This is a genomic window from Lentzea miocenica, from assembly GCF_033949945.1.
Taxonomy (GTDB): domain Bacteria; phylum Actinomycetota; class Actinomycetes; order Mycobacteriales; family Pseudonocardiaceae; genus Lentzea; species Lentzea miocenica.
Window position 1 is genome coordinate 40701 of the sequence record NZ_JAXAVW010000023.1, and the last position, 17078, is coordinate 57778.

The following is a 17078-nucleotide window of genomic DNA, read 5'->3' on the forward strand; positions in this document are numbered from 1 at the left end:
CTTAAGACTGTTGTTCCACAACGAGCCTGCCATGCGCGCGCCGCACGACAAAGCCGCCAGGTAGCCAGACACCGCCCTGACCGCGCCATTCACTCACCAGTGCGTCAACACGACGTAGATGCGAATCGGACAGTTCCGGCACACCTTCATCGATGAGCCATGACCTGACCACTCTGCGTCGCAGTGCGACGGGCAACTCGCTGATGTCGTCGACGGCACAGCAGTCGCCGGCGAACGCGGCAGCGAGGGAGTCGAGTGCGTCACAGTCCTCGCGCAGCTGGGAGGCCGTGCGGGCCAACGACGACGAGACGCCGCCTTGCAGCACGTCCTCCAGCAACGGCAGAACTTCGGAACGCAGCCGCACGCGCGTGAACGACGGGTCCGAGTTGTGCGGGTCCTCCCACACGTCGATGCCTTGCTCGGCACAGAAAGCACGGGTGGCCGCGCGCGACACGCCGAGCAGCGGGCGTCCCCACGGCGGGTCGTAGGAACGCATGCCGGCGATCGAGCGCGGACCGGAGCCGCGGCCCAGGCCGAGCAGCACGGTCTCCGCCTGGTCGTCGAGGGTGTGGCCGAGCAGCACGACGCCGGAAGCAGGCCTCAGTGCCGCGTACCGGGCCTTGCGGGCCGCCGCCTCCGGGCCGCCACCCCCGGACACCTCGACGGTCTCCACACGCGACACCAGACCGAACTCCGCGCACTGCTGAGCCGCGCGCGCGGCCACATCAGCTGAACCCGGCTGGAGCTGGTGGTCGACGACCACCGCGGCCGCGCCGGGCAGCAGCTGACCCACGCAGCAGGCCAGCGCGAGCGAGTCGGCGCCGCCGGAGACCGCGACGGTCACCGCGTCAGGCGACACCGAGTCGAGGAACCTGCGGACCGCCGTCCTGATCTCGGCGACCGGTCCGTTCACGGCGACACGCGGCGCAGCCAGGTCATCGGCTCGGTGATCTCCGCGCGGGTCGGCAGGGTGTCCGCGGACGTCCAGATCGCGTTGAAGCCGTCCATCCCGACGCGTTCGACGACGTACTCGGTGAACTGCGCGCCCTCTTCGTACTGGCGCACCTTCGCCTCCACGCCGAGTGCCGTGCGCAGGATCCGGTCGAGCAGGCCGCCGCCCTTGCGGCGCGCGCTGAAGCGGGTGCGGATCGTCGACACGGACGGCACGACGGTCGGGCCGACGGCGTCCATCACGTGGTCCGCGTGGCCCTCGAGCAAAGTGGACAGTGCGATCAACCGGTCCAGCACGGCTTTCTGCTGCGGCGACTGGATCAGCTCGATCAGGCCGATCGGGCCGTCACCGGCGCGCAGCTTGTGCCGGAAGTCGCGGATGACCTCCGGCAGCGGTGCGCGTTCCTCGTCCATTGTGGAGAGAAGCGTGGTGACCTGGTCGGAGAAGTACTGGCGCAGCCACGGCACGCCGGTGAACTGCAGGCGGTGCGTGCACTCGTGCAGGCACACCCACATCCGGAAGTCGTCCGCCGGAACGTCCAGAGCCTGTTGCGCGCCAACGATGTTCGGCGCCACCAGCAGCAGACGGCCGGCGAGCTGCTCGTTCGGGCTGAACGGGTCGTACTGGCCGAGCACCCGCGACGACAGGAACGCCATCACGACGCCGGCCTGCACACCGGCCGTGCTCGCGAGAATGCTCGCCATCGCACCGGTCTGGCGCGGCATGGCGGGCGCGGTCAGCGCGGCCAGGCCCTGGGCGGCGGCCGCGACCCACGCCGGGCGGTCCACGACCTCACCCGGCAGCAGCGGCAGCCCCTGACCGAGGCCGGTCAGCTCGCGGACGTGTACCTCCGACTGCGGCGCGAGCTCGCGAAGCCTCCCGACGACGTGGTCGGCCTCGTCCTTCCCGATCACCGGGCCTGGTCGTACGAGCCGCGTGGCGGTCGAAACCGCCAGCTCCCAGTCCACCGGCCCGAGCTCTGCCTCCGAAGCGCCGTTCACGCTTCCGACGCTACCTGCGCACGCCCCGCTACGAACAGCCACAACCCCGCAACGCAGCGGCCATCACGTCCAGCGCGGGTCGCACCTCCTTCGCGGCGTCGCGGTTGCTGGCCGACATGAACGCGAACACGAGCACTCGCCCGTCCACGTCGACGACCACGCCCGCGAGCGCGTTGACCCCGGTGAGCGTGCCGGTCTTGGCCCGCACCCAGCCCCTGCCGCTCGCCGCGGTCCCGACGTAGCGCTCGGCCAGCGTGCCGCTGCCGCCCGCCACCGGCAGTGCCGTCAGCAACGGCCGCAGCTTCGCCGTGCGCGGGTCGTCGAGCGTGGGCTTGGCCGCCACCGAGAGCACGTCGGTGAGCAGCTTGGCCGGGATCTTGTTCGTCGCCGACAGTCCACTGCCGTCCACGAAGTTCGCGGTGGTGAGGTCGAACCCGTTCTTGGTCAGCACGTCCCGCACGGCCTTGACCCCGCCCGTGAACGACGGCTCGTTGCCCGTCTTGATCGCGATCTCGCGGGCGATCGCCTCGGTGAGGACGTTGTCGGAGATCTGCATCATGTTGTCGACGAGCTGCTCGATCGGCGCCGACTTGATCTCGCCGAGCACCTGCGCGTTCGGCGGGGCCGCACCCGCGGTGGCGCCGGGAGCGCCGATCCGCTGCGCGAACGCGTCCGCGGCCGCCTGCGCCGGGCTGGCGGTGCGCGCGCCGTTGACGTTCGACTGGTCGACCCGTCCGCCGTCGAGCATGAACGGCACGATCGGCGCGACCGAACCGCCGCCGATGTCCGCCTGCTCCCACTGCGGCCCGAGCGCCTCGCCGGTGTAGCGGGTCAGGTCGAACTGGACCTTGGTGACCGCGCCCTTCTGCTTCACCTGGTTGACCAGCTCGTCGAGCGTCGCCGCGCCGGGGTAGACGGACTTGCCGGACACGCCCGAGATCGTCGGGTCGCCGCCGCCGACGATCACCACGCTGCCGGGCTCCGCGCCCTGGACGACCTTGGTGCTCAGCTGGTCTGTCTTCTCGAGGCTGAGCAGCGCCGCGGCCGCCGTGAGGATCTTGAGACTCGACGCCGGGGTAGCGAGCGTGGTGTCGCCCTGCTGCCACAGCGCGGTGCCGTTCGCGGGGTCGATGACGCTGCCGGTCACCGTGCCGAGGGCGCTGCTGGCCGCCGGACCGGTGAGGGCCTGCGCCACGCCGGCGGGTGACGGTGCCGGTGCGCCCGCGGTGACGGCCTTGACCAGCGGCTGGACGTTCGCGGGTGCGGCCGGGGGCAAGGTCACGATCGCCTTGGTGCCGCCGAACTCCTTCACCGCGTAGACGGTGGCGCCGCCGAGGGCCACGACGACCAGCAGGGCGATGACCGCGAAGAGAGCCTTGCGGCCCTTCTTGGGTTCCTCGGTGGTGAGCCGGTCCTCCGGCTCCTCGTCGTAACCGGTGACGGGGAGTTCCGCGGGCTCCTGGCGCTTCGGCTGCTCGGCTCGCGGTGGTTCAGGACGTGGTTCCGGCCGCGGCTCCGGACGCTGGGGCTGCTGCGACTGGGAGGGGTGCTGGCGCTGGAGCTGGTCGACCCGCAGCATCTCGGTGCGCTCCGGACGCTGCTGTTCCGGACGTTGAGGCTGCGGTGCTGGTGTCTGCTGGCGCTGTGCCTGCTCACCTCTGCCCTGCTGGTCGAACCACGACGGCTCCGAGTGCGGCAGCTGGTCGACCCGCGCGGTCTTGGCGTTCGGGACCGACAGCTCCGTCGTCTTCTGCTCGCTCTTCGGCTCGATCCGCACCGGGACCGCCCGAGGTTCGCCACCGTCTGGACCAATCGCCCCGTGAGACTTCCCACCGGCTGATCCGCCCCAGGGGCCGCCCGGGCCGCCGGAACCAGCAGAAGGTCCACCGGGGCCACTTGAGCCGGATCCCAGACCGTTCGGAGCGGAACGAACAGGTGAGGAGCGCAGCGGCTCCTGAATGGACGGTGGCTTGAGCACCGCGGCGAGCGGGAACCTCATCGTCGGCTGGTCAACGGACGGGCGGCTGACCTGCAACGTCGCTTCACCGGGCGCCGAGTCCGCACCGGCGTCGTCGTCCTCGGTCGGCCACTGGGGGTCGTCCGGCAAGAGAGCCTCCGTCAGCTCGGTACGGGCAATCTCACACCCTCCAGCCGCCGCTCCGATGAGGGTTGACAGGGCGTCGTGGTCCACACTAGTGGCGTCACGAATGGGCTACATGAGCGAGGACCAGTGGAGTTCGACGTCCTGATCGAGATCCCCAAGGGCGTGCGCAACAAGTACGAGGTGGACCACAAGAGTGGCCGCATCCGCCTCGACCGCACGTTGTTCACGTCGACGCAGTACCCCGCCGACTACGGGTTCATCGAGAACACCCTGGGTGAGGACGGCGACCCGTTGGACGCCCTCGTCCTCGTCCAGGAGCCGACGTTCCCCGGCTGCCTGATCGCGGCGCGTGCCATCGGCATGTTCCGCATGACCGACGAGAAGGGCGGCGACGACAAGGTTCTGTGCGTCCCTGCCTACGACCCGCGGCACGAGCACCTGCGCGACATCCACCACCTGGCGGAGTTCGACCGCCTGGAGATCCAGCACTTCTTCGAGGTCTACAAGGACCTCGAGCCCGGCAAGAGCGTCGAGGGCGCGACCTGGGTCGGCCGCACCGAGGCCGAGGCTGAGATCCACCGCTCCTACCAGCGTCTCAAGGACGCTGAGGCGCGCGGCGAAACGCTGCACTGAACCAACGCGAAAGGGCCGTCCCCGCGAGGAGGACGGCCCTTTTTCGTGCTCTGACGCCTCGGACTAGACCGCGATCGACTCCGCGTCCGCGACCCGCTCCAGACCCGACCTGGTCGACAGCGGCCTCTCGCGCAGGAACCACACGAGGACGAACGCCGCCACCATCACGATCCCGCCGGTCATGAAGACCGTGTCGATCGCGCCGGAGAAGCCGTCCAGGAACGGACGCGCCAGCACCGGGTCGAGGTGGTTGAGGAACTCGGTGTTGTTGATGTCCACACCGGACCCGCCACCGCTCTGCAGCTGCTTGGCGAACTCCGGGTTCTGGCTCAGCGCCGTCCGGAACGCGTCGGTCTGCATGGCGGACTTGAGGCCCTCGGCGATCTTGTCGCCGACCGTGCTGAACAGGATCGACAGGAACACCGCGGTACCGACCGTGCCACCGATCTGACGGAAGAACGTCGCCGAGGCGGTCGCCACACCCATGTCCCGCGGCTCGGCGTCGTTCTGGATCGCCAGCAGCAGCGTCTGCATGCACTGGCCAAGGCCGGCGCCCATGACGAACATGTAGATCATGACCAGCCAGTTCGGCGTGTCGGTGCCGATGGTGCTGAACAACAGCAGCGCGATCGACATCAGCCCGGCGCCGATGATCGGGAAGATCTTGTAGCGCCCGGTCTGCGCGGTGATGCGACCGCTGATCGCCGTCGCCGAGATGATGCCGAACGTCATCGGCAGCAGCATCAGACCGGCGGTCGTCGGCGAGACGCCCTTCACGATCTGCAGGTACAGCGGGATGGAGACCATGCCGCCGAACATGCCGATGCCGAGCACGAAGTTGATGGCGTTGCCCAGCGCGAACGTGTGACCGCGGAACAACCTGATCGGCAGCAGCGCCTCGTCACCCATGCGGTGCTCGGTGAAGACGAAGGCGATCAGGCCGAGCACACCGATCACGTACATGGCGATCGACGTACCGGACGCCCAGCCCCACTCACGGCCCTGCTCGGCCACGATCAGCAGCGGCACCAGGCCGACGGTCAGCGTCAGCGCGCCCAGGTAGTCGATGCGGTGGTCGACCCGCTTGTGCGGGATGTTCAGCACGCGGGCGACGACGAACAGCGCGAGCAGCGCGATCGGCACGTTCACCAGGAACACCCAGCGCCAGCCGGTGACACCGAGGAACGAGGTCAGGCCCGCGAACACACCGCCGATGACCGGTCCGAGCACGCTGGCCGAACCGAACACGGCCATGAAGTAGGCGGAGTACTTGCTGCGCTCACGCGGCGAGATGATGTCGGCCATGATCGCGAACGCGAGCGACATCAGACCACCGGCGCCCAGGCCCTGCACCGCGCGGAACGCGGCCAGCTCGTACATCGACGTCGCGATGCCCGAGAGCAGCGAGCCGGCCAGGAACAGCGAGATCGCCGCGAGGTACATCGGCTTGCGGCCGTAGATGTCGGACAGCTTGCCGTACAGCGGCGTCGTGATGGTCGCGGTGATCAGGTAGGCGGTCGTCGCCCACGCCTGCAGCGTCTGGCCGTGCAGCTGGTCCGCGATGGTCTTCATGGCGCTGGCGACGATCATCTGGTCCAGCGCCGCGAGGAACATGCCCAGCAGCAGGCCGGACAGGATCGTCATGATCTGACGATGTGTCAGGGAGGCCCCTGGTGTGGGTGTCGCCTCGGTCGTTGATGACATTTCTAGTCTTCCCCTCCTGCGCGGGTCCCCGTCCCGCGTTCGGTCAAAATCGCCGGGATCGTGCGCTCGTAGTCCTGGACGAAGCGTTCGAACAGGTCCGCGAAGCCTTTGAAGTCCTCGTCGGGCCAGTCCGCGAACACCTGCTCGATCGCCTCGTTGCGCTGCCGGCGTCGTTTGAAGATCAGCTCGCGGCCCGCTTCGGTGACCGCGAGAACGCTGGCCCGGCCGTCCGCCGGATCAGCACGCCTCTCGACGAGCCCGTCCTTCACCAGCCCGGCTACCTGCCTGCTGACCGTGGACGGGTCGGAGAGCACCGCCTCCGCAAGCGCACTCGAGCGGCACTCACCGAGACCGGAGAGCGTCGCGAGGAGCACGAAGGCGGACTTGTCCATGCCCTGCTTGGCCATCTGGTGTGCGACCTGGGCGTGCATCTTGTTCATGCGCACCATCGCCATGCCGACACGATCGGCGAGCTCGTGCTCGGGATCGATGCCGGTGCCGAAGCACCTGCCCGGGTCGACCATCTGACACCTCGTTGCTTGTATCACCCAACTAGTTGCTCAGTACAAGCATCCATCCGGGTCCACCAGAACGCAAGTGAGTTCCGAGTCTCACTCCACAGTGGAGCTGTACAAGCGCGCCGAGTAGTTGTTACCGGCGGGTAGCAGTGTGGGTTACTCACCGGTAGCATCCGTCCCATGAGCCAAGACGTGTCGTCCATCGCCGATGCCATGAAGCAGGCCGTGCCGTACGTGAAGACCACCGGCATCGAGTTCGAGGAGGTCTCCGCCAGCCGCATCGTCGCGTCACTGCCGGACGACCCGACGCTGCACAACCACATCGGCGGGCCGCACGCCGCGATGATGTTCGGCCTCGGCGAGTCCGCGTCCGGCGCCGTCGTGATGGCCGCGTTCGCCGCGCACCTCGGCAAGGCCACGCCACTCGCCGTCCGTGCGGAGATCGCCTACAAGAAGATCGCGATGGGCGTGCTGCGCGCGGAAGCCGTGCTGGGCCGTTCCACCGACGAGATCCTGGCCGAACTGGAGTCCGGTGCGCGCCCCGAATTCCCGGTGGCGGTCACGATCACCAACGCCGAGGGCGTGACCACCGGCGAGATGGTCGTCGTCTGGACGTTGAAGCCCGCTCGCTGAACTGGGCATCTCCGTATTTCAGTTCGGACTACCCGTGAACCGAACCGCACCAAATACGTAACCTTGGCGGCCGTCCGCCCAGGTAGCAGTATCCGGTGTCATGTCGGGGTGGAGAACTGTGGGCGGAGTACTGCTGGTGGTGCTCACCGCGGGTTGCACCGCGCAGGTACGCCAGTCGACTCCTGTCGCCGTGGAGAAACCGGCCGAGGACGTGCCGGTGACGACGTCCGCGTCGGTCCCGCCGGCGCAGCTGGGCATCAGCGTGACGTCGATCGTGGACGGCCGCGCCGTGATGCTGTCCGACGGCTCGAAAGCCGAGGTCACAGGCCTCGCCCAGCCGGGACCGTGCTGGGCTGAGGCCTCTGCCGCGTTCGCCAAGGCCATGCTGCTCAACCAGCAGGTGCGCTACGACCGGACCACCGGCGCGCTCAGCCTCGCGGACGGCACGGACTACGCGTTGCTCGCGCTGGGCAACGGCGCCGGGCGCACCGCCGGCACTCCGACGGCGGCGCAGCGCGAAGCCGAAGGAGCAGCTCAGCGCGTGCCGATGGGGCTCTGGGGCACGCCGTGCGGCGGCAAGGACGTCACCGAGACGCCCACTCCCCCGCCTCCGCCACCTCCGGTCACCACGACGACGAAGCCGAAACCGACCACGACGACGAAGCCCACGCAGCAGCCCGTCTTCTACGCGACCTGCGAGGACGCGCGGCGAGCCGGCGCGGCACCGCTCTACTGGGGTCAGCCGGGCTACCGCATCGAACTGGACGAGAACCGCAACGGCATCGCCTGCGAGTCCCGGTACCGCTAATACCCTCTCCGGCATGAAGCTGGACAGCAGCGCCGTCGATTACGCCCCCGGCACCGTCGGGGGCCTCGCGAAGAGCGCGGAGGACCAGGGCTACGACGGGTTCTGGCTCGCCGAGACCAAGCACGACCCGTTCCTCGCGCTGAGCGGTGCCGCCGCGGCGACCGAGCGGATCGAGCTCGGCACGGCGATCGCGGTGGCGTTCGCGCGCAACCCGATGACCGTCGCGACCACGGCGAACGACCTGCGGCTGCTGTCCGCGGGCCGGTTCAACCTCGGACTGGGTTCGCAGGTCGAAGCGCACATCACCAAGCGCTTCTCCATGCCGTGGAGCAAACCCGCCGCCCGGATGCGCGAGTTCGTGCTGGCCGTCCGCGCCATCTGGCACGCGTGGGAGACGGGCGAGCGGCTGGCGTTCCGCGGCGAGTTCTACAAGCACACGCTGATGACGCCGTTCTTCGACCCCGGACCGAACCCGCACGGCACCGCGCCGATCTACCTCGCTGGCGTCGGCGGGCTGATGACCGAGGTGGCCGGCGAGGTCGCGGACGGCTTCCTGTGCCACAACTTCACGACCGAGCGGTACCTGCGCGAGGTGACGCTGCCCGCCCTGGAACGCGGCCGGGCCAAGGTGGGAAAGACGTTGGAGGGCTTCGACGTCAGCGGCCCGGTGTTCGCCGCCACGACGGACGAGGAGATCGCCGACGTCAAGCGGCAGATCGCGTTCTACGGGTCGACGCCCGCGTACAAGCCGGTGCTCGACCTGCACGGCTGGGGCTCGCTGCACGAGGAACTGCACCGGATGTCCCGGCGGCAGCAGTGGGCGGAGATGAGCGAGTTGATCAACGACGACGTGCTGCACACGTTCGCCGTCGTCGGATCGCCCGCGGAGATCAACGCGGGTTTCGACGAACGGTACGGCGACGTGGTCACCCGCATCTCGCCGTCGAAGGACGTGGTCAGCGCCCGGAGAAGTGACTGAGACCCTGACGAGCCAGCTCGGCGTGGAAAGCGTCGAGCTCGGCGCGCACTCTGGCGACACCCCTCTTGCGTATCCACCTGCGTCTGCCGACGTTGGCGGCGGTCAGAGCGAACGGCAAAGCCAGCAGGGTCAGGGCCAGCATCATCAGCATCTGTCTCCTCAGGGGTTGCGAACGTGCAACGACCAATCGAGACATCGCTTACGGTACCGGGTCCAACTCCACCCAGGTGGAGCAAAGTCACCGACAGCAACTCAGTTCTTGACTAATTTTGTTTTCGGTGCGACGGTGGAGCCATGTTCGAAGTGGCGGTGATCGAGGATCCGGCAGCGGCCGAGGTGTCGCTGGACCCAGTGCGGGCACGTCTGCTCGCGGAGCTCGCCGAGCCCGGATCGGCGACGATGCTCGCCGCACGGGTCGGCCTGCCCAGGCAGAAGGTGAACTACCACCTGCGCACGCTGGAGCAGCACGGCCTGGTGGAGCTGGTCGAGGAACGGCGCAAGGGCAACGTCAACGAGCGCCTGCTGCAGGCGACGGCGGCGTCCTACGTCATCTCTCCCACGGCGCTCGCGGCCGTGCAGCCGGACCCGGCGCGTTCCCCCGATCGGTTGTCCGCGCGGTGGCTGCTGGCGGTCTCGGCCAGGCTGGTGCGCGACGTCGGCACTTTGATCACGGGCGCGACCAGGGCGAAGAAGCGCCTCGCGACCTTCGCGCTGGACGGCGAGGTCAGGTTCGCCACGGCTGCCGACCGAGCGGCGTTCGCCGAGGAGCTCGCCACGTGCGTGACCCGGCTCGTCGCCAAGTACCACGACGAACAGGCCGAAGGAGGGCGACCGCACCGGGTGATCGTCGCCCTGCACCCCAGCGTCAACGCCGCCAAGGAGGAAGAGTCGTGACCCGCGAGTTCGAGATCAAGAAGGAAGTCGAGGTCGAGGGGACCCCTGAGCAGGTCTGGGAGGCCATCGCGACCGGGCCTGGCATCGACTCGTGGTTCATGGGCCCGCACACCGTCGAACCACGCCTCGGCGGCCGCATGACGCTCGACATGGGCTTCTTCCAGGAGTCCTCGACGATCACGGCGTGGGAGCCCGGCAAGCACCTCGCCTACCGGTCCGACAGCGGCGAGGACGGCACGGTCCACGCGATGGAGTACCTGATCGAGGGCCGCGATCAGGGCACCACGGTGCTGCGGTTCGTGCACAGCGGCATCCTCGGCGACGGCTGGGGCGACGAGTACCTCGAGCAGTCCTCGCACGGCTGGGACATGTACCTGTTCACGTTGGCCTCGTACGTCAAGTACTTCTTCGGCCGGCCGGCCACGTACGTCTTCGCGCAGGCTCCCGAGCAGCCGGAGGGTACCGACGTGTGGCCGGCTCTGATGAAGGCCCTCGGCGTACCCGAGGACTTCCAGGTCGGCGACGAGGTGACGCTGGAACCGTTCGGCATCACCGGTGTCGTCGACTACGGGCACAAGGGCCTGCTCCTCGGCGTGCGCGGCGCTGACGGCATGTACCGCTTCCACCCCGGCGCCTCCGTCGGGCACCACGTGTTCGGTGACGCGACCGGTCAGGCCGAGAAGTGGCAGGCGTTCCTGACTCAGGCGCTCGGGCAGGCCTCGTAGACGTAGTCGGGGTGCCCGTACGGCACCACGTTCCGGTCGCGGCGGATGACTGAGGTCTTGCCGCCGCGATCGGAGCACGACTTCTGGAACGCCTCGTCGGTGTACTCGATCTGGAAGACGTTGTCGCCGAACGCGTCGGCGTACGGCCTGCACTCGTCGTTGGCCTGGCAGTCCTCGGTGATGGCGAAGTCGAAGCCGATGTACTTCTTGCCCGAATCGCCCAGCTCACCGCCGTTCTTCTGCGCGACCGCGAGCCCCTTCTCGTGCGCGTGCCGCACGAACGCCTTCATGAACTCCTTGGTGGCGTTGAGGTCGAACGCCCCGCCGGCGCGCATGTGCGAGTCGAGGTTGTCCGCCTCGATCGCCTGGTACCGCGACGTCTTGCAGCCCTCGATCCACTTCTTCTGGATGTCGAGGATCTTCGTGCGCTTGTCGGGGGTGGAGATGTCGAGAATCCCCTCGTCCCACTCGGCGTCGATCACCGGTTCACCGTCCGGCTTCTTCACCAGCAGGTCGCCGTGATTCTGCTTCCACCAGGTCAGGCTGCCGTCCATCGGGTCGGGCTGCGTCTGCAGGGCGTTGAGGTAGCAGATGTTGTAGCGGTCGCCGACGGGAATCTTGCCGCGGTCCCGCACCACGATCTTGACCCGCGCGTCCGGCTGGTAGACGCCGCCGATCTGGTAGTCGAACTTGCCACCGCTGGGTGGCAGTTCGAGCGGCGGCAGTTCGGGTTCGCTCGCGCTGCAGGAAGCAACGAGCAGGAGCAGTGCGGCAAGCGCCGCGGCCGGCTTCATGCGCGGCAGTCTGTCACCCGTGGGATAGCGCAGGCGTAACACTCAGGGCACTCCATCGCTCACAAATGAGATTTAGCTTCCGGCATGTGAAAACTCGGTCGCTCTTCTTGCAGCTCCTCGTCGCCGTGGCCGCCGGCGTGCTGGTCGGCCACTTCTTCCGGTCGTTCGGCGCGGATCTGAAACCGATCGGGGACGGCTTCATCAAGCTGATCAAGATGGTGATCGCACCGCTGATCTTCTGCGTGGTGGCGACGGGCATCGCGAAGGTCGGTGACCTGCGCTCGGTCGGCCGGATCGGGGTGAAGGCCCTGATCTACTTCGAGGTGGTCTCGACGGCCGCGCTCGCGTTCGGACTGCTGGTCGGCAACGTCGTGCGACCCGGTGCGGGGATGAACGTCGACCCCTCCACTTTGGACGCCTCCGCCGTCGAGGCGAAGACGCAGGGCGGCCACCTCCCCGGCGTCGTCCAGTTCCTGCTGGACCTCATTCCTTCCAGTGTGGTGGACGCGTTAGCGCGCAACGCGTTGCTTCAGGTGCTGCTGTTCGCCGTGTTGTTCGGCTGCGCGCTGGCCCAGCTCGGCGAGCGCGTGACCCCTGTCGTGGACCTCCTGGAACGCATCAACCTGGCGTTCTTCACCGTGCTCGGCTACGTGATGAAGCTGGCGCCGCTCGGGGCGTTCGGCGCGATGGCGTTCCTGGTCGGGCAGTACGGGCTGGGCTCGCTGCGCACGTACCTGTGGCTGATCCTGGCCTCCTACGGTGCGGCTCTGCTGTTCTGCGCGCTGCTGGGAGTGATCGCGTGGGTGTTCGCCCAGGTCAACATCCTGCGGTTCATCCGCTACGCCAAGGAGGAGTTCCTGCTCGCGCTCGGCACGGCGTCTTCGGAGGCCGTGCTGCCGCGGATGATGGCGAAGCTGCAGCGGGCCGGCTGCGCACCCACCTCCGTCGGCCTGGTGCTGCCGACCGGCTACTCGTTCAACCTGGACGGCGCCTCGCTCTACCTGTCGTTGGCGACCCTGTTCCTGGCGCAGGCCTTGAACATCCCGCTCGACCTCGGCGACCAGCTCACGATCGTGCTGGTGCTCGTGCTGACCTCGAAGGGCATGGCGGGCGTGCCGGGCTCGGCGTTCCTGGCGTTGTCCGCCACGGTCGCCGCGGTCGGGTCGATCCCGGCCGCGGCGGTGGCGTTGCTGCTGGGCGCCGACCGGATCATGGACTCGATGCGCGTCTTCACGAACCTGCTGGGCAACTGCGTGGCGACGTTCGTCGTGTCCCGCTGGGAGGGCATGCTCGACCTCGGGCAGATGCGGTCAACGCTCGGCGATCCACGTGGTGACGACGTGGTCCAGCAGGCCGAGCGTGAGCCTGCCGTGGCCGAGGACGACCTCGTGGAAGTCACGGATGTCGAACGCCGCCCCTAGCGCTTCCTCTGCCTTCGCGCGCAGTTCCTGGAACTTCAGCCGCCCCACCACGTACGCGAGCGCCTGCCCCGGTTCACCGAGGTAGCGGTCCACTTCGGACTCGATCTGCATGAGCCCCATCGGGGTGTTCTCGACGAGGTAGTCGATGGCCTGCTGACGGCTCCACCCCTTGGCGTGCAAGCCGGTGTCGACGACGAGCCGGCCCGCGCGCATGGCGTCCATCGTCAGCATGCCGAGCCTCGACTCGTCGCTGCTGTACAGCCCCATCTCGTCGGCGAGGCGTTCGCAGTACAGCGCCCAGCCCTCGCCGAACGCGCTGATCGGGGACTTGCGCCGCACCACGGGGACGTCCTTGAGCAGCGCCGCCTTGGAGTACTCGAAGTGATGCCCCGGCACCGCCTCGTGGTAGGCCGTGGCCTCGTCCTCGATCTTGAGGCGGTTCTGCGGTTCCTTGGTGTTCACGAAGTACGTGCCGGGCCGGCTGCCGTCCTCCGAGGCGGGAAAGTAGTGCGGCGGCACGTGCGCGGGCACCGCCGGCGGCGCTTCCTTGATCGCGCAGACGTCGTCCGGCATCGTGCGGAACCATTGGGGCGCAGCGGCTTCGGCCTTCGCAACGGCCGTGCGCGCGGCGGCGAGCATCTCCTCGGCGTTGCTGTGCCGGAAAGCCGGATCGTTGCGGATGCTCCCGAACACGTCGTCGCCGTACTGCGCGAACTCCCGCTTGAGGTCCTCGATCAGCCTGATCCCGGTGGCGTGCAGCACTTCCGGGTCGAGGTCCTCGGTGGTGTGGGTGCGGATCGCCATCCGGTAGACCGCGTCGCCGCCGGGCAGCCAGCACAGGCCGGGATGCTCGGTGTCGCGGCCGAGCGGCAGTGCTTCGTCCAGCAGGAAGGCGCGGTAGTTCTCGACGGCCGGCCGGAGGACCTCGTCGATCGCCTCGCGCGCGCCTTCGACGACGTCGAACGCGCTGAGGTTCTCGAGGTGCCCGTCCAGCAACGCGACGGCCTGTTCCACCAGGTGCTTCACCGGCGTGCGACCGTCCGCGAAACCCTTGCGGTGACGCATGATCATCGTCGCGAAGAACCCGTCGATCCCGCGCAACCGCTTCAGGTAACCGGCCTGGCGCTCCGGCGTGTCGACGGGCAGCCGCGGCAGGAAGGCCAGCGTGCCGGGGACCGTCGTGCGAATGTTCGCACTGATGGTGGACTCGATCTGCCGCCCGTCGATCTCGTCGGACTGGGTGCTCACCTCGTGCAGGACGATCCCCACCGTGATGCGTTCGGACAGGTTCGCCGGCTCGAGTCGCTCCGCGGCAGCGCGGATCTCGTGCAGCCGCACCCGGTACCGGTGATCGGCTTCCTCGCTGTGGTCGACGAGGCTTTCGTGGTCGAGGTCGAAGCCCATCAGGCTGGCGTCGACCGGATAGCGGTCGAGAATCGTGTCGAAAAGCCGATCAGCGAGCGCGTTGACGTCAGACATCCGTCCCCCAGAGTTACGCCGTTGGGCGGCCATCACCGCCCGTTGTCGCGGGTATGCCCTTCCCATGCGGTGGCTACTGCTGATCATCCTGCTGACCGGCTGTTCCGCGATACCCCTGTCCCCCGGGACACAGGCCTCAGGGCCGCAGCTGGATCGCGTGCCCGCCGGAACCCTCGACGCCGCGGCGGCGCGAACATCCCTGGCGACCCTGCCGCTGAGCGCCCCAGGCCGCCTCGACGGTTACGTGCGCGACTGCGACAACGGCAAGAGCTGCGTGTTCGGCCAGCCGTGGTTCGACACCGACGGCGACGGCTGCGACCAACGCAGCCAGGTGCTGGCCCGCGACCTGACCGCCGTCGAACGCAAACCCGGCCGCTGCAGCGTCCAGTCCGGCACCCTCGACGACCCCTACACGGCCTCACAGATCAGCAGCGTGTCGAAAATCCAGATCGACCACGTGGTGCCGCTGGCCGAGATGTGGCGCAGCGGCGCGGCCACCTGGCCCCAGGAGCGCCGGGTGTCGGCGGCCAACGACCTGCGGAACCTGATCGCGGTCTCCGGGAAGGTCAACCAGTCGAAGGGCGACAAGACGCCGGACGAGTGGATGCCGCCCAACGCCGGATATGCGTGCTCGTACGGGCGCATCTACGTGACGGTGAAGGCGGCCTACGGGATGAGCGTGGCTCCGGCGGAACGCTCGGCGCTGGAGCGAGCGCTCACCACCTGTGACACACCGCCTGCGACATGATCAATCCGTTCTCCGGATCATGCTGGAGTACCCGACGACAACGAGTGTTGCAAGGATCCACACTGCGACTTGCAGTAGCCAGATCGCCATCGCAAAAGCCTGACCGCGACGGCTAATCGTGTCGAGGTCGCACCTCTCGCGCACACCGGTCGCTGCCAGGGGAAGTCCTCGATCGACCCCAAGACCGATCTGCTCGAATGTCGAGCACGGCGTGAACGGCTGTTCGGAACGACTGGTATGACCCGCCGCGTACCTACTGTCTCGAATCGGCGTGTGCCCGGCCCAAAGCCCTAGAAGGCCCGCCAGCACAAGAACCATCAGCGTCGCAACTACAGTCCGTCCGATGCGGTAACCATAACCCGACAACAATCCCCAAAGACGGTGCCTCAACCTAGACCACCGACTTTCAAACTCACCCCGAATCCTGCGATCGTCTTGTTGAGCGATCAAAATCCGACGAACCGCTACATCATTGCCCGCAGCTCGTTCCACACCAGCAAGTTGCCAGTAAGACTGAGCCGTGTAATCACGAGTGTGCGAACGGATCCAATGGAGCCAGTCCCGCCAGTCAGCACCCGTTGCCGCCAGGGATCGATAGGTCAGCCCGCTGATCGACAACTCGCCGGCAGCACAGTCCCCGCGAGTGTCAGCACGACACAAGATTTCGCCACTGATGGCCACCCAGCCTGCTGACACGTTCTCCAGGCCGAACAGTGCGCCATCCGCTTCAGAGTTGTCCGCATCGAACTTGTTCCAGCGGACGGCCCCCAGAGTCGCACCTGCCAGATCAACGATGAAATTTCGACTCCGCCCTTGAAACGAGGAGTCCCCGCCCAACACCAGTTCTCCCTCGATCCTGAGTCCACGCGCACTGAACGCCGGCCCGGACGAGTTCACCAACGTCGATCGAACGAGGTTGACACCACCACCGACAAAAGCACCATTCAACACAACAGCACCTAGCGGCGAATCAGCTGTCGCAGAAAATCCGTCGCGTAGAAAGAGATTTCCTTCAATCCGAATGTCCTCTGCGTGCAGCGCAGGTCCGTTCACGCCAGAGAGTGTCGCTCCGTCGCATTCGAGATTTCCTCCGATGCGAGCGCCAGGCAACCTTACTGCCCTGCCCTCCGCACTGACTGCGGTGAAGCCCTTCCGCAAGAACATGCTTCCCGCTACTCGAATCTTGTCCGCCGACACTCTGGCAACATGGCAACCCTCAAGCTCGAGCCAAGGAAACTGCGCGTCTCGCGCGATCAGCGGATCGAGCATCCGGCAATCAGTCAAATTGAGGCCGGCCGTGCTGAGCACACCCTCCAAATCCAAGGCGCCCTCGATCTGTGCTCCGATCAGCCGTACGCCCTTCGGGTCCACCGCCCCGTGGCGGCCAAGCAGAAGATCACGGATGACGTCCGCGCGAACGACCTGAGTTCCGCGACACCGGAGCTGCTGCCCATGGCGCGCCGTCAGCACAAGCTTGCGTTCCAGGGAGGTGAGGCCTCGCATCCGCAGCACACATTGGAGATCGTGACACGCATCACAACGTTACGAGGTCAAACAAAAACCGGCGGGTCCTCCTAGGAGGACCCGCCGGTCATCTCACCGAGCCGCCTATCGGAATCGAACCGATGACCTGCTCATTACGAGTGAGCCGCTCTGGCCGACTGAGCTAAGGCGGCGAGACGCGA

18 protein-coding genes and 1 tRNA gene are annotated in these 17078 nt (G+C 67.6%); 9 read left to right on the forward strand and 10 right to left on the reverse strand.

The window, feature by feature from the left end; all coding sequences use genetic code 11:
• Position 1: 1 nt before the first annotated feature.
• From tilS to dacB, 3 genes are read right to left on the reverse strand one after another with little or no spacing between them, the layout of a single operon-like run.
• Positions 2-913 carry a tRNA lysidine(34) synthetase TilS gene (tilS, locus tag SK803_RS26845; RefSeq protein WP_319968880.1) on the reverse strand — a complete coding sequence of 304 codons (912 nt, stop codon included), beginning with the start codon at positions 911-913 and terminating at the stop codon, positions 2-4.
• Entirely contained in the window at positions 910-1953 is a 1044-nt protein-coding gene (locus SK803_RS26850) for a zinc-dependent metalloprotease (RefSeq protein ID WP_319968881.1), read from the reverse strand. The genes tilS and SK803_RS26850 overlap by 4 nt, the downstream gene beginning before the upstream one ends.
• A gap of 28 nt (positions 1954-1981) precedes the next feature.
• Positions 1982-4060: a D-alanyl-D-alanine carboxypeptidase/D-alanyl-D-alanine endopeptidase gene (gene dacB, locus SK803_RS26855; protein ID WP_319968882.1), complete on the reverse strand. Its 2079-nt coding sequence runs from the start codon at positions 4058-4060 to the stop codon at positions 1982-1984.
• Between the two features lie 123 nt (positions 4061-4183).
• On the opposite strand from dacB, the gene SK803_RS26860 reads away from it, so the two are divergent.
• Positions 4184-4690: an inorganic diphosphatase gene (locus SK803_RS26860; RefSeq protein WP_167979739.1), complete on the forward strand. Its 507-nt coding sequence runs from the start codon at positions 4184-4186 to the stop codon at positions 4688-4690.
• Between the two features lie 63 nt (positions 4691-4753).
• On the opposite strand, the gene SK803_RS26865 is transcribed toward SK803_RS26860, so the two are convergent.
• Both SK803_RS26865 and SK803_RS26870 read right to left on the reverse strand, forming a co-directional pair.
• Complete coding sequence (locus SK803_RS26865; protein ID WP_319968883.1) at positions 4754-6394, reverse strand: MDR family MFS transporter; 1641 nt, start codon at positions 6392-6394, stop codon at positions 4754-4756.
• A gap of 2 nt (positions 6395-6396) precedes the next feature.
• Complete coding sequence (locus SK803_RS26870; protein WP_319968884.1) at positions 6397-6918, reverse strand: MarR family winged helix-turn-helix transcriptional regulator; 522 nt, start codon at positions 6916-6918, stop codon at positions 6397-6399.
• Positions 6919-7092: 174 nt separating this feature from the next.
• Here SK803_RS26870 and SK803_RS26875 point away from each other — a divergent pair, with 174 nt between their 5' ends.
• From SK803_RS26875 to SK803_RS26885, 3 genes are all read left to right on the forward strand, one after another.
• Positions 7093-7545: a DUF4442 domain-containing protein gene (locus tag SK803_RS26875; RefSeq protein WP_319968885.1), complete on the forward strand. Its 453-nt coding sequence runs from the start codon at positions 7093-7095 to the stop codon at positions 7543-7545.
• 118 nt (positions 7546-7663) lie between these two features.
• Positions 7664-8353, forward strand: a complete 690-nt coding sequence (locus tag SK803_RS26880; RefSeq protein ID WP_319968886.1) for an excalibur calcium-binding domain-containing protein — start codon at positions 7664-7666, stop codon at positions 8351-8353.
• Between the two features lie 13 nt (positions 8354-8366).
• On the forward strand, positions 8367-9332 hold the full coding sequence (locus SK803_RS26885) for a TIGR03617 family F420-dependent LLM class oxidoreductase (protein WP_319968887.1): 966 nt from the start codon (positions 8367-8369) through the stop codon (positions 9330-9332).
• On the opposite strand, the gene SK803_RS26890 is transcribed toward SK803_RS26885, so the two are convergent.
• Positions 9310-9483: a hypothetical protein gene (locus tag SK803_RS26890; protein WP_319968888.1), complete on the reverse strand. Its 174-nt coding sequence runs from the start codon at positions 9481-9483 to the stop codon at positions 9310-9312. The genes SK803_RS26885 and SK803_RS26890 overlap by 23 nt on opposite strands.
• Positions 9484-9626: 143 nt before the next feature.
• On the opposite strand from SK803_RS26890, the gene SK803_RS26895 reads away from it, so the two are divergent.
• The gene (locus SK803_RS26895) at positions 9627-10226 is read left to right on the forward strand and encodes an ArsR/SmtB family transcription factor (RefSeq protein WP_319968889.1); all 600 of its coding nucleotides are present in this window, start codon (positions 9627-9629) and stop codon (positions 10224-10226) included.
• Positions 10223-10951, forward strand: a complete 729-nt coding sequence (locus tag SK803_RS26900) for an SRPBCC family protein (protein WP_319968890.1) — start codon at positions 10223-10225, stop codon at positions 10949-10951. Before SK803_RS26895 ends, SK803_RS26900 begins: the two co-directional genes overlap by 4 nt.
• On the opposite strand, the gene SK803_RS26905 is transcribed toward SK803_RS26900, so the two are convergent.
• Positions 10927-11745 (reverse strand): endo alpha-1,4 polygalactosaminidase, encoded by an 819-nt coding sequence (locus SK803_RS26905; RefSeq protein ID WP_319968891.1) that lies wholly within the window; start codon positions 11743-11745, stop codon positions 10927-10929. The genes SK803_RS26900 and SK803_RS26905 overlap by 25 nt on opposite strands.
• Before the next feature lie 86 nt (positions 11746-11831).
• On the opposite strand from SK803_RS26905, the gene dctA reads away from it, so the two are divergent.
• Positions 11832-13166 (forward strand): C4-dicarboxylate transporter DctA, encoded by a 1335-nt coding sequence (gene dctA / locus SK803_RS26910; RefSeq protein WP_319968892.1) that lies wholly within the window; start codon positions 11832-11834, stop codon positions 13164-13166.
• On the opposite strand, the gene SK803_RS26915 is transcribed toward dctA, so the two are convergent.
• Complete coding sequence (locus SK803_RS26915; protein WP_319968893.1) at positions 13056-14645, reverse strand: DUF885 domain-containing protein; 1590 nt, start codon at positions 14643-14645, stop codon at positions 13056-13058. The two genes, dctA and SK803_RS26915, sit on opposite strands and share 111 nt — an antisense overlap.
• A 64-nt stretch (positions 14646-14709) precedes the next feature.
• Between SK803_RS26915 and SK803_RS26920 the strand changes: the two genes are divergently transcribed.
• Positions 14710-15393, forward strand: coding sequence for an HNH endonuclease family protein (locus tag SK803_RS26920; protein ID WP_319968894.1), 684 nt, complete (start codon positions 14710-14712; stop codon positions 15391-15393).
• Here SK803_RS26920 and SK803_RS26925 read toward each other — a convergent pair whose 3' ends face one another.
• Entirely contained in the window at positions 15394-16446 is a 1053-nt protein-coding gene (locus SK803_RS26925) for a hypothetical protein (protein ID WP_319968895.1), read from the reverse strand. It lies immediately after the preceding gene.
• Between the two features lie 153 nt (positions 16447-16599).
• Between SK803_RS26925 and SK803_RS26930 the strand changes: the two genes are divergently transcribed.
• Complete coding sequence (locus SK803_RS26930) at positions 16600-16971, forward strand: hypothetical protein (RefSeq protein ID WP_319968896.1); 372 nt, start codon at positions 16600-16602, stop codon at positions 16969-16971.
• A 24-nt stretch (positions 16972-16995) separates the two neighbouring features.
• Here the strand turns inward: SK803_RS26930 and SK803_RS26935 are convergent.
• Positions 16996-17069 (reverse strand) — tRNA-Thr (locus tag SK803_RS26935).
• Positions 17070-17078 lie beyond the last annotated feature (9 nt).

Coding starts and splice junctions, on each gene's coding strand:
- SK803_RS26930 (WP_319968896.1), top strand. CDS start 16,600: ATGGCAACCCTCAAGCTCGAGCCAAGGAAACTGCGCGTCTCGCGCGAT.
- SK803_RS26905 (WP_319968891.1), bottom strand. CDS start 11,745: ATGAAGCCGGCCGCGGCGCTTGCCGCACTGCTCCTGCTCGTTGCTTCC.
- SK803_RS26870 (WP_319968884.1), bottom strand. CDS start 6,918: ATGGTCGACCCGGGCAGGTGCTTCGGCACCGGCATCGATCCCGAGCAC.
- SK803_RS26875 (WP_319968885.1), top strand. CDS start 7,093: ATGAGCCAAGACGTGTCGTCCATCGCCGATGCCATGAAGCAGGCCGTG.
- SK803_RS26915 (WP_319968893.1), bottom strand. CDS start 14,645: ATGTCTGACGTCAACGCGCTCGCTGATCGGCTTTTCGACACGATTCTC.
- SK803_RS26865 (WP_319968883.1), bottom strand. CDS start 6,394: ATGTCATCAACGACCGAGGCGACACCCACACCAGGGGCCTCCCTGACA.
- SK803_RS26885 (WP_319968887.1), top strand. CDS start 8,367: ATGAAGCTGGACAGCAGCGCCGTCGATTACGCCCCCGGCACCGTCGGG.
- SK803_RS26895 (WP_319968889.1), top strand. CDS start 9,627: ATGTTCGAAGTGGCGGTGATCGAGGATCCGGCAGCGGCCGAGGTGTCG.
- SK803_RS26920 (WP_319968894.1), top strand. CDS start 14,710: ATGCGGTGGCTACTGCTGATCATCCTGCTGACCGGCTGTTCCGCGATA.
- SK803_RS26890 (WP_319968888.1), bottom strand. CDS start 9,483: ATGCTGATGATGCTGGCCCTGACCCTGCTGGCTTTGCCGTTCGCTCTG.